12 protein-coding genes and 3 tRNA genes are annotated in these 10,577 nt (G+C 63.3%); 12 read left to right on the forward strand and 3 right to left on the reverse strand.

The window, feature by feature from the left end; all coding sequences use genetic code 11:
- Nucleotides 1-12 precede the first annotated feature (12 nt).
- The 9 genes from DL1_RS13905 to hisH all read left to right on the forward strand — a co-directional run bounded on the left by DL1_RS13905 (nucleotide 13) and on the right by hisH (nucleotide 6,565).
- Entirely contained in the window at nucleotides 13-1,911 is a 1,899-nt protein-coding gene (locus tag DL1_RS13905; RefSeq protein WP_162178756.1) for a 5'-nucleotidase C-terminal domain-containing protein, read from the forward strand.
- A gap of 170 nt (nucleotides 1,912-2,081) precedes the next feature.
- The gene (locus DL1_RS13910; RefSeq protein ID WP_038067424.1) at nucleotides 2,082-3,095 is read left to right on the forward strand and encodes an ABC transporter substrate-binding protein; all 1,014 of its coding nucleotides are present in this window, start codon (nucleotides 2,082-2,084) and stop codon (nucleotides 3,093-3,095) included.
- Nucleotides 3,096-3,168: 73 nt separating this feature from the next.
- Nucleotides 3,169-3,957 (forward strand): ABC transporter ATP-binding protein, encoded by a 789-nt coding sequence (locus tag DL1_RS13915; RefSeq protein ID WP_038067425.1) that lies wholly within the window; start codon nucleotides 3,169-3,171, stop codon nucleotides 3,955-3,957.
- The gene (locus DL1_RS13920; protein ID WP_038067427.1) at nucleotides 3,957-4,718 is read left to right on the forward strand and encodes an ABC transporter permease; all 762 of its coding nucleotides are present in this window, start codon (nucleotides 3,957-3,959) and stop codon (nucleotides 4,716-4,718) included. Before DL1_RS13915 ends, DL1_RS13920 begins: the two co-directional genes overlap by 1 nt.
- A gap of 222 nt (nucleotides 4,719-4,940) precedes the next feature.
- Nucleotides 4,941-5,015 (forward strand) — tRNA-Gly (locus DL1_RS13925).
- Nucleotides 5,016-5,035: 20 nt separating this feature from the next.
- Nucleotides 5,036-5,110, forward strand: a tRNA-Gly gene (locus DL1_RS13930).
- 20 nt (nucleotides 5,111-5,130) lie between these two features.
- Nucleotides 5,131-5,205 (forward strand) — tRNA-Gly (locus DL1_RS13935).
- A gap of 134 nt (nucleotides 5,206-5,339) precedes the next feature.
- The gene (gene hisB, locus DL1_RS13940) at nucleotides 5,340-5,927 is read left to right on the forward strand and encodes an imidazoleglycerol-phosphate dehydratase HisB (RefSeq protein WP_038067429.1); all 588 of its coding nucleotides are present in this window, start codon (nucleotides 5,340-5,342) and stop codon (nucleotides 5,925-5,927) included.
- Nucleotides 5,927-6,565, forward strand: coding sequence for an imidazole glycerol phosphate synthase subunit HisH (gene hisH, locus DL1_RS13945; RefSeq protein WP_038067432.1), 639 nt, complete (start codon nucleotides 5,927-5,929; stop codon nucleotides 6,563-6,565). Before hisB ends, hisH begins: the two co-directional genes overlap by 1 nt.
- Nucleotides 6,566-6,631: 66 nt before the next feature.
- On the opposite strand, the gene DL1_RS13950 is transcribed toward hisH, so the two are convergent.
- Nucleotides 6,632-7,021 (reverse strand): DUF2147 domain-containing protein, encoded by a 390-nt coding sequence (locus DL1_RS13950; protein ID WP_038067436.1) that lies wholly within the window; start codon nucleotides 7,019-7,021, stop codon nucleotides 6,632-6,634.
- A gap of 155 nt (nucleotides 7,022-7,176) precedes the next feature.
- On the opposite strand from DL1_RS13950, the gene hisA reads away from it, so the two are divergent.
- Entirely contained in the window at nucleotides 7,177-7,896 is a 720-nt protein-coding gene (gene hisA / locus DL1_RS13955; protein WP_038067440.1) for a 1-(5-phosphoribosyl)-5-[(5-phosphoribosylamino)methylideneamino]imidazole-4-carboxamide isomerase, read from the forward strand.
- Between the two features lie 44 nt (nucleotides 7,897-7,940).
- Here the strand turns inward: hisA and DL1_RS13960 are convergent, their stop codons facing one another.
- Entirely contained in the window at nucleotides 7,941-9,071 is a 1,131-nt protein-coding gene (locus DL1_RS13960; RefSeq protein ID WP_038067441.1) for an S-(hydroxymethyl)glutathione dehydrogenase/class III alcohol dehydrogenase, read from the reverse strand.
- A gap of 74 nt (nucleotides 9,072-9,145) precedes the next feature.
- Between DL1_RS13960 and DL1_RS13965 the strand changes: the two genes are divergently transcribed.
- Nucleotides 9,146-9,523 (forward strand): hypothetical protein, encoded by a 378-nt coding sequence (locus tag DL1_RS13965; protein WP_038067444.1) that lies wholly within the window; start codon nucleotides 9,146-9,148, stop codon nucleotides 9,521-9,523.
- A 311-nt stretch (nucleotides 9,524-9,834) separates the two neighbouring features.
- Nucleotides 9,835-10,179, forward strand: a complete 345-nt coding sequence (locus DL1_RS13970) for a DUF2794 domain-containing protein (RefSeq protein ID WP_038067447.1) — start codon at nucleotides 9,835-9,837, stop codon at nucleotides 10,177-10,179.
- A gap of 16 nt (nucleotides 10,180-10,195) precedes the next feature.
- Here the strand turns inward: DL1_RS13970 and DL1_RS13975 are convergent.
- Nucleotides 10,196-10,577 (reverse strand): C40 family peptidase (locus DL1_RS13975; protein ID WP_038067490.1); only part of this gene is annotated, 382 nt, incomplete at its 5' end.

The following is a 10,577-nucleotide window of genomic DNA, read 5'->3' on the forward strand; positions in this document are numbered from 1 at the left end:
AAGATGGAAGGCGTGCACAAGCACGAGCTGCACATGGGGCTCGGCGAGGAGCGGGTGACGCTTCACCTTCGGGTTCTCGAAACCACCGATCTTCATGGCCATGTGCGCGCCTATGATTACTTCAGCGATACCCATCGCGAGGGCGCAGGTCTGGCCGCACTCGCCCATGAAATCGCGCAGGCCCGTGATCAGGCGCAAAATTCACTGCTGTTCGATGTTGGCGATTTCATGCAGGGCACGCCGCTGACGCAACTTTGGATCGAGGGCAACCGCACTGACAGTAGCGCCCTGAACCCGATGATCAGCGCCATGAATACGATGGGCTATGACGCCGGGACGCTGGGCAATCACGAGTTTGATTTCGGCGCGGAGCATCTTACGCAAGTCCTAGCAACCGCGCAGTTTTCAATCGTTGGGGCGAATATCGCCTTCACGGGATCGCAGCCGCAAAGCCCTCTCGCGCAGCGATTGACCCCTTGGACGATCCTTGAGCGCGAGATGTACGATCTTGATGGGCGCGCGCATCGGCTGCGCATCGGGGTGATCGGGTTTCTGACGGCACAGTCGCGCGACTGGGTGTCGCTCAAAACCGGCAATCGGGTTTCTGTCGCCGCACCGATTGCAGTTGCACGGGCCGAGATCGTCCGGCTGCGCGCCTGCCAGCCCGATATCGTGATCGCGCTGGCGCATACAGGCATCGCCCCCGCGCCCAAACCGCCGGGCAATGCGGTCCCGATGCGCGACGATGCCGCGCTGGCGTTGGCCGAGATTGACGGGATCGACGTGGTTCTGGCAGGCCATGACCACCTGCCCTTTCCGGGGCCACATGGGCCGTCGGGCACGGGGATCGACCCAATCCGCGGCACATTGCACGGCAAGCCCGCGCTCAATGCGGGAGCCTATGGCACCCATCTTGGCGTGCTTGATCTGACGCTGCGGCAGGTTGAGGGGCGCTGGCAGATCACCGATCACCGCGCCGAGCTGCGCCAGCCAAGCGGGATAGAGTCGCCGGCCGTGGTGGCCGTCAGCGACCGGGCACATCATTCGGCGCTGGCGCATATCCGGCGCCGGATCGGATCGCTCGACACGCCGCTGCACAGCTTCTTCGCGCTTCTCGGCCCCGATCCCAGCGTGAGCCTGATCCATCAGGTAAAACTGCGGCATGGCCGGATCGCTCTGGCGGGGCTGCCTGAGGCGCATTTGCCGCTGATCGCCGCCGCCGCCCCGTTCAAGGCGGGTGGATATGGCGGCCCGGGCAATTTCCTCGATATCCCGCGCGGCCCGGTGCGGATGAACCATCTCGACGATCTTTACATGTATAATAACGCGCTTGCGGCGGTGGAAATCACCGGCGAGGCGCTGCGCGACCAGCTTGAGCGTGCAGCCGGGATCTTTCACCAGATCCCACCCGGTGCACGCGATGCCGAACTGCGCGACCGCGCCATTCCGGGCTATAATTTCGATGTCATCTCGGGAGTGAGCTACGGGATCGATCTGGCGGCTCCTGCGCGCTACGACACTCAAGGATGCGCCCGCTCCGGGCCGGGTCGCATTCGCGATCTGTGCCATGAAGGGCACCCCGTGCGCCCCGATCAGCGCTTTGTGCTGTTGACCACCAATTTTCGCCTCGCCGATGGCGGCAAGCTTGCGGCATCCTGCCGCCCGATTGCCCTGCCCGGTCCGGGCGCCTCCATTCGGGATCTGCTGATCGCCGAGTTCCGGCGCCACCCCGATTTGAGCGTCACCGCCGAGGCGAATTGGCGCTTTGCGCCGATGCCGGACACGCGGGTGCTGTGCCACACATCGCCCAAAGCGTTGGAGCATCTGGCGCTTCTGCGCGCCGCCGGGCTGAGCGTGGAGACCGACGGGATCGACGGGTCGGGCTTTCTGCGTCTGCTCCTGTCGCTCTGAGCCTGCACGCTGCCCAAACCTGCGGCACCAGCCCGAAAACCGCTCGCAAATTAATCACATCAGCGTGATTCTCATCCCATTCCTCGCAACCCGCGCAGATCCTTTTGGCCCCGCCACGGCAGGAACGCGATCATATGAGCACGCCGGATCGTGACACAAAGGACCAAAGAATGTTCCACCCCAAGACCTCCCTCCTTGCAGCTGCCCTGATCGGTCTGAGCGCGACCCTCGCGCAGGCGCAAACCAGCATGCCCTTCGCGCTCGACTGGAAGTTCGAGGGCCCTTCGGCCCCCTATTTCCTCGCGGTGGATGACGGGTTTTATACCGATGCCGGGCTCGAGGTGGAGATCTCGGAGGGCAAAGGCTCGCTCGATGCGATCCCGAAGGTGGCAACAGGCGCCTTTCCGGTGGGCTTTGCCGACATCAATTCGCTGATGAAATTCCTCGACCAGAACCCCGGCGCGCCTGTGACGGCGGTGATGATGATCTACGACAAGCCGCCCTTTGCGGTGGTCGGGCGCAAGGATCTAGGCATCAACGCGCCGAAGGATCTTGAAGGCAAGGTGCTGGGCGCCCCGCCGCCCGATGGCGCTTGGGCGCAATTTCCGATCTTCGCCAAGGAGACCGGGCTTGACATGGCCAAGATCAAGGTCGAACCGGTGGGCTTCCCGGTGCGCGAACCGATGCTGGCCGATGGCAAGGTCGATGCGGTCACCGGGTTTTCCTTCTCCTCGACGCTCAATCTCAAGCGCCTCGGCGTGCCCCTCGATGAGCAATCGGTCCTCCTGATGGCCGATTACGGCGTTGCGCTCTATGGCAACGCGATCATCGTGAACACCGATTTCGCCAAGGCGAACCCGGACGCGGTGACGGGCTTCATCACCGCCACGGCGCAGGGCTGGAAGGCCGCAATCGCGGATCCCGGCAAGGCAGTGGAGGCGATGATCAAGCGCAACCCTGCCGCCGATAAGGATCTTGAAACCGAGCGGCTGCAGATGGCGATCGATGCCAATGTGCTCACCGATTACGTCAAGGAAAACGGCATTGGCAGCATCGATCCTGCCCGCATGGCCACAGCAATCGAGCAGACCAAGCTGGTCTATGACTTCCAAAATCCCGCCGATGCGAGCCTCTATTTCGACAGCGCCTATCTGCCGGATGCGGAAAGCCTGAAGATCGACTGAACCTCTCCACCGAATCCTCCCCGCGGGGGCGGGCAGCATGTCTCCCGCCCCCTTTTTTTCGACCGGCAGGTGCATGACCCCTCTCATCGACATTCGCGGCGTCAGCCACGCCTATCAGACGAAATCCGGCCCCCTGCCGGTGCTGGACGGGCTTGATCTGCAAGTGCCGCAAGGCGCGTTTTGCGCCGTGGTGGGGCCGTCGGGCTGCGGCAAGTCCACGCTTACCCGGCTTGTCGCGGGGCTGATGAAGCCCGATCTGGGCGAGGTCTTCTTGCATGGCGAGAAGGTCACCAGCCCCCGCAAGACCGTAGGCATGGCCTTTCAGAACCCGGTGATGCTGGAATGGCGCTCGATTCTGGAAAACGTAATGTTGCCGCTCGAGATCGTGGCACCCCGGATGCGTCGCGCCGAAATGGTGGCGCGCGCCGAGCACCTGCTTGCGATGGTGGGGCTTGCCGGGTTCGAGGCCAAGCGCCCCTCGGAGCTGTCAGGCGGCATGCGCCAGCGTGCGAGCCTGTGCCGGGCCATCGTGCACAAGCCCGAAGTGCTGATCATGGACGAGCCCTTTGGTGCGCTCGACAATTTCACCCGTGAGGATCTGTGGCAGATCATGCGCGATCTGCGCGCAGCCGAGCCCTTCACTGCTGTCTTGATCACACATGACCTGCGCGAGAGCGTGTTTCTGGGCGATCAGGTGATCGTGCTGTCAGGGCGGCCTGCGCGGGCGCAATATGTGCTCGATGTGGATCTGCCCGATGATCGCAGCATAGACGTGCTGTATGAGCCCAAGGCCACCAACATGCTGCATGTGCTGCGCGACCAGATCCGCGTGGCTCAGGGCCGCGACGCAGGGGGGCACTGATGAGCTGGAAACAGATCGCAACCCCGATCCTCGCGATCATCGCCTTCCTCGCGCTGTGGGAGTTCATCGTCTGGGTGAATGGCTGGCCCACTTACGTGATGGCCGCGCCCTCAGACCTGCCCGCCGCCTATGAGCGCTACTGGAAGCTGTTCTTCGTGATGGGCTGGCAGACGCTTTGGCGGACCGTGGCGGGGCTGCTGATCGCAGTGGTCTTCGGGACGATGCTGGGCATGCTGATGGGGTTCTCCAAGCTCGCGCGCGATGCGCTTTATCCGCTGCTGGTGGGATTCAACGCGATCCCCAAGGCCACGCTCGTGCCAGTGCTGGCGCTGTTGTTCATCGGCCAGCATGATTTCAACACGGTGCTGATGGCCTTCCTGATCTCGTTCTTTCCGATTGCCGTCTCGGTGGGGATCGGGCTGTCGACGCTGGAGCCGGAATATCGCGATATTCTGGGGGCGCTTGGCGCGTCGAAATTCACCATCTTCCGCAAGATCGCGCTGCCCAAGACCCTGCCGGAATTCTTCGGAGCGCTGAAGGTTTCGGTCACGCTGGCTTTCATCGGGACGAACCTTGTCGAGATCATCTCGCCGCATGGCAAAGGCTTGGGAGCGCTGTTCCAATCAGGGGCCACGAATGGGGATTACCCGCTGATGTTCGCGGTGCTGATCGCGCTCGCCTTCCTTGGGATCGTTCTCTACTACGCCGTGGTCGCGTTGGAGCGGATCTTCGCGGGCTGGGCCGAGCGCGAGGCGCATTGATCGCTGCTGCGACGCACGGCCCTGATTCTCGACGGCGCGAGCCAAACCGCAATGCCCGAAGCGCCGCCATGCCGGCGCCCCTCCGCCCCCCAACAAACCACACCGCATCTGCCTGTGCGGCAGGGGCCGATGGGGCCGCGCGGAAAATTCCCGCATGCGGACAAAGTTTTCTCTTGCAGCGCGCGGCGCGATCCCCTAAATCCGCGACCACTGAACCGGTAAGCGGGCGTAGCTCAGGGGTAGAGCATAACCTTGCCAAGGTTAGGGTCGGGCGTTCGAATCGCCTCGCCCGCTCCAGTTCAGACATACCCAAGGATGCGGGCGTAGCTCAGGGGTAGAGCATAACCTTGCCAAGGTTAGGGTCGGGCGTTCGAATCGCCTCGCCCGCTCCAGTTCAGACATACCCAAGGATGCGGGCGTAGCTCAGGGGTAGAGCATAACCTTGCCAAGGTTAGGGTCGGGCGTTCGAATCGCCTCGCCCGCTCCAACAAAAAACCTCCCCTCCGGGGGAGGTTTTTGCATATCCAGCCCCTCCCCTTCCAAATCATCGCGCCGCGCGGAACCGCTTAACAAGACGGTCCCCGCAGCCTATAAGGCGCGCAGACAAGAAGGAGGCGCGAGATGCGCAAGGCCAAGATCACCCGCACCACCGCCGAGACCGAAATCTCGGTCGAGATCAATCTCGACGGCACCGGCAGCTATGACAATCAGACGGGCGTCGGGTTCTTCGACCACATGCTCGACCAGCTCTCGCGGCATTCGCTGATCGACATGGTTGTGCGTGCCAAGGGCGATCTGCATATCGACGACCACCACACGGTCGAGGATACCGGGATCGCGCTGGGTCAAGCTTTGGTGCAGGCGCTTGGCGACAAGCGTGGCATTCGCCGCTACGGCCATTTTGCGCTGGCGATGGATGATGCGCAGGTGCACTGCGCGCTCGATCTGTCCGCACGCCCGTTTCTGGTGTGGAATTGCGACATGCCCACGGCCAAGATCGGCACCTTCGACACCGAGCTGGTGCGCGAGTTCTTTCAGGCCCTCGCGACCCATGGCGGCATCACGTTGCATGTCGACCGTGCGCACGGGCTCAACGCACATCACATCGCCGAGGCCGCGTTCAAGTCGGTTGCCCGCAGCCTGCGCATGGCGGTTGAACCCGATCCCCGGATGGTCGACAGCCTGCCCTCGACCAAAGGGGCGCTGTGATGCTCACAGCGCTTGTCGATTATGACGCGGGCAATCTGCATTCGGCAGCCAAAGCGTTTCAGCGCATGGCGGGTGAGACGGGCCATGGCACGATCGTGGTCACCTCTGAGCCCGATGTCGTGGCACGCGCTGACCGTATCGTGCTGCCCGGCGACGGGGCTTATCCGTCGTGCCGGGCGGCGCTGCACCGCTTCACAGGTCTGGCCGAGGCCATCGAGCAGGCGGTGACCGTGCGCGGCCGCCCCTTCATGGGGATCTGCATCGGCATGCAGATGCTGGCCACGCGCGGGCTGGAGTTCGAGGAGACGCCGGGCTTTGGCTGGATTCCGGGCGAGGTCGTGCGGATCGAGCCGGAAGATCCCGCGCTCAAAGTGCCGCATATGGGCTGGAATGATCTGGTCGTGGAGCACCCGCACCCGGTGCTTGAGGGCATTCAGACGGGCGATCACGCTTATTTCGTGCATAGCTACCATTTTCAGGTGGCGGAGCCCGCGCACCGGCTGGCCCATGTCGATTACGGCACCGAGATCACGGCCATCGTCGGGCGCGACAATATCGTGGGGATGCAGTTCCACCCCGAGAAGTCGCAGGCAACCGGGCTGCGCCTGATTGCTAATTTCCTTGGCTGGAAGCCCTGAAATATGCTTCGGGCGATGCCGCATTGAGACAGCATCGCCCGGTGTCACATCCTCAGCGCAGATGGCTTACTGCACGCGCTGCCAGTCCTGCGATTTGCAAAACAGCCCGCCCGCGACGCAGCCGGCCAGTGCCATTGCGTTGCCCTGCACGGTGATTTTGCCCATGTAGATCTTGTTATTGGCCGGGCGCCAAACCTTGCCCTCGTATTTGCCACCGCCCTTGGGGGCCATGTTGATCACGATCTGCTTGCCGATATTGGGCGATTTAAATTCGGCCCCGCCCTTGAAGGTTTTCACGATATCGCCACAGAAATTCGCACCGCAGGGGGCGATCTTCACGAAGGCATAAGCGCCGTCATCGGGCTGCGTCTTCCAGGTGCCCTCGATCGGGTCGGCGGCCAAAGCTGCCCCCGCGCTCAGGGCCAGTGCGGCCGCGGCCAGCATTATTGATTTCATGGCGGATCTCCTCCCAATTGCCTCTTGAGCGCATCAGGCCACGCGCCCCGATTCCCGGCAAGGATTACGTGACGTCCGGGCGTTTCACGCGCATCGCTTGCCGCAGCGCGCCCCGCATGGCATTAGGCGCAGCGACAGTTCAGGAGTGCCTCAAAATGATCCTCTACCCCGCAATCGACCTTAAAGATGGCCAATGCGTGCGCTTGCTGCATGGCGAGATGGACAAGGCCACGGTCTTTGGCGACGACCCCGCAGCACAGGCAGCAAGCTTCGAGGCCGCTGGCTGCGAATGGGTGCATCTTGTCGATCTCAACGGGGCCTTCGCGGGCGAGCCGGTCAATGCCGCGGCGGTCGAGGCGATCTTGTCGCGGATCTCGGTGCCCGCTCAGCTTGGCGGCGGCATCCGGGATATGGCAACGATCGAGCGCTGGCTGAGCAAGGGGCTGGCCCGGGTCATCCTTGGCACCGTGGCGGTGGAGAACCCCGCCCTCGTGCGCGCGGCCGCCCGCGCCTTCCCCGGTCAGGTCGCCGTCGGGATCGATGCGCGCAACGGACGTGTGGCGACCAAGGGCTGGGCGGAAGAGACCGACGTGATGGTCACAGATCTGGCCCGCTCCTTCGAGGATGCCGGGGTGGCCGCGATCATCTACACCGACATCCTGCGCGACGGCGCGATGGGCGGACCCAATATTGCGGCGACCGAGGCTTTGGCGCGCGCGGTGAATATTCCGGTGATCGCATCGGGTGGGGTGTCCTCGCTGCCCGATCTGATCACCCTGCGCGATACGGGCGTGATCGCAGGCGCGATCTCGGGGCGCGCGATCTATGACGGCGCGCTCGATCTGCAAGCGGCGCTCTCCGCGCTCAAGGCATAAGGTTCGGGGGGCGCGCGGTCAGTCCCCGCGCGCCCCGCCTGTGATCAGTATTCGACGACCGCGCGGATCGACTTGCCTGCATGCATCAGATCAAACCCTTCGTTGATCTGATCGAGCGTCAGCTTATGCGTGATCATCTCGTCGATCTCGATCTTGCCATCCATGTACCAGTCGACGAATTTCGGCACATCCGTGCGCCCTTTCGCGCCGCCAAAGGCCGTGCCCTTCCAGACCCGCCCGGTGACCAGCTGGAACGGGCGCGTCGAGATCTCGGCGCCTGCAGGGGCCACGCCGATGATGACCGAAACGCCCCAGCCGCGATGCGAGCATTCCAGCGCGTCGCGCATGACTTTGACATTGCCTGTCGCGTCGAAGGAATAATCCACGCCGCCGATCTGGTCTGCACCCTTCTTGGTCATGTTGACGATCTCTTCGACAACCGTGCCTTCGATCTTCGAGGGGTTGACGAAATGGGTCATGCCGAATTTGCGCGCCATGGCCTCTTTGTCGTCATTGAGATCGACCCCGATGATCATGTCGGCGCCCGCCATCCGCAGGCCCTGAATCACGTTGAGCCCGATGCCGCCCAGGCCAAAGACCACCGCGCTCGATCCGATCTCGACGCCAGCGGTGTTGATCACAGCGCCAATCCCCGTGGTCACGCCGCAGCCGATATAGCAGATTTTGTCGAAAGGCGCGTCTTCCCGCACTTTGGCCAGCGCGATCTCGGGCATCACCGTGTGATTGGCGAAGGTCGAACAGCCCATGTAGTGATAGATCGGCGTGCCATCGAGCATCTTGAAGCGCGTCGTGCCATCGGGCATCAGGCCCTGCCCTTGCGTGCCCCGGATCGCGGTGCACAGGTTGGTTTTGCCCGACAGGCAGGACGGGCATTCACGGCATTCGGGAGTGTATAGCGGGATAACGTGGTCGCCCGGCTTGAGCGTGGTCACACCCTCGCCCACCTCCAGCACGATGCCCGCGCCCTCATGGCCGAGGATCGAGGGGAACAGACCTTCGGGATCGGCGCCCGAGCGGGTGAATTCGTCGGTATGGCACAGGCCCGTGGCCTTGATCTCGACAAGAACTTCGCCCGCCTTCGGACCTTCCAGCTCAACTTCCATTATTTCGAGCGGTTTTCCAGCTTCCAAAGCAACCGCGGCACGGGTTCTCATAAGCGTGATCTCCTTGTATAAATTTTGCCGGAGCCTGCGGCATCGTCAGGGCGATTGCAATAATAGGTAGATGTATGTTGATCAGAATTTCCGCTTTCCCGACCGCTCTGCTCGCGGTGCTCGCGCTCGCCGCGTGCAATCCTGCCAGCCCCACCGGGCCCAATTCCGGAGCGCCTGCCAGCCAGACCGATCTGGCCGCGCCGCAGCCCTATCTGACGCCGGAAACCTCGGTCACGGCGGGCGGGCTGCAAAAGCGCGAGCCCGACACCTGCAAAGCGGTTGAATATGTGTCAGTGCTGGGCCAACCCGCCGCACAGATCGCAACGCTCGGGATCACCAAACCTTACCGCGTCGTGGAATGGCGCGGCGTCGAGGATCAGGTCTACAATCCGCAGCGTGTGGTGTTCCGCCTCGATGCGCGCGGCAATGTCTACAATATCGATTGCGGCTAAGCGCTTTCGCGCGCCAAAGCCAGAGCGGCATCCCAGACAGCAAACGGCCCGCCATCCGGGGGAGATCGGAGGACGGGCCTGTTGCGGACGGAAAATGCCTCGACGGCGCAAATGGTGGGGGCTGATGATTACACCGTCGAGGCTTTAGCGTTTTCCGCTTACCTTTGTATCGCGCTCAAACCGGGCAGAAACGGGCAGGGTTTGCGACAATTTTGGGGTGTTTTCGGGCCAGTTAGATGACTGCGGCTCCGGTGCGCGGGTTGTGCACTCAGTGCTCTTGATTTGCGCCGCAAGCGCGATACCATCGGATCATGACGGTCCAACCGCCCTCGCCCAATACCCAGCGCCCTGCCGACCCGCAGGTCGCATTTGATCGCTCCGAGCTGAACGTGATCTTATCGCTTTACGGGCGGGCCGTTGCGGCGGGGGAATGGCGCGACTACGCGATGAGTTTTCTGCGCGAGGTGGCGATCTTTTCAATCTTCCGACGCGCCGCTGAAACCCCGCTTTACCGGATCGAGAAACGCCCGGCGCTGCGCAACAAGCAGGGCCTTTATGCGGTGATCGGACCGCAGGGTCAGGTGCTCAAGCGCGGCGGCGATCTGCGCACGGTGCTGCGCGTGCTCGAACGCAAGCTGATCCGCATCGTCGAATGAGCCCGGAGGCCGCGCGTCAGCGCAGCCTTTTGCGCCCCAGATAGGGCGCCTCGCCGCTGGCCTCGATCCGCGCCAGACACTCCGCGATCGGCTCATAGGCCACGCTCATCGTGTGGCCATTGGCATGGATCAGCCGTTGCGCATCACAAACCAGCGCGACATGCCCCTTCCAGAAGATCAGATCGCCCCGCGCATAGGGGTCGGCCTCCGCGAGTGGCTCGCCCAGCTCACGCCATTGCATGTCACTATCGCCCGGCACAGCGCGCCCGCATAGCAGATGCGCGATCTGCACCAGCCCCGAGCAATCAATCCCGGCCGAGGAATTGCCCCCCCAAAGATAGGGCGTGCCCAAAAGCGCCTCGGCCACCGCCACAGGATCGCCCATCGGCGGCGCGCCC

The sequence above is a fragment of the Thioclava dalianensis genome, from assembly GCF_000715505.1.
GTDB classification, from domain to species: domain Bacteria; phylum Pseudomonadota; class Alphaproteobacteria; order Rhodobacterales; family Rhodobacteraceae; genus Thioclava; species Thioclava dalianensis.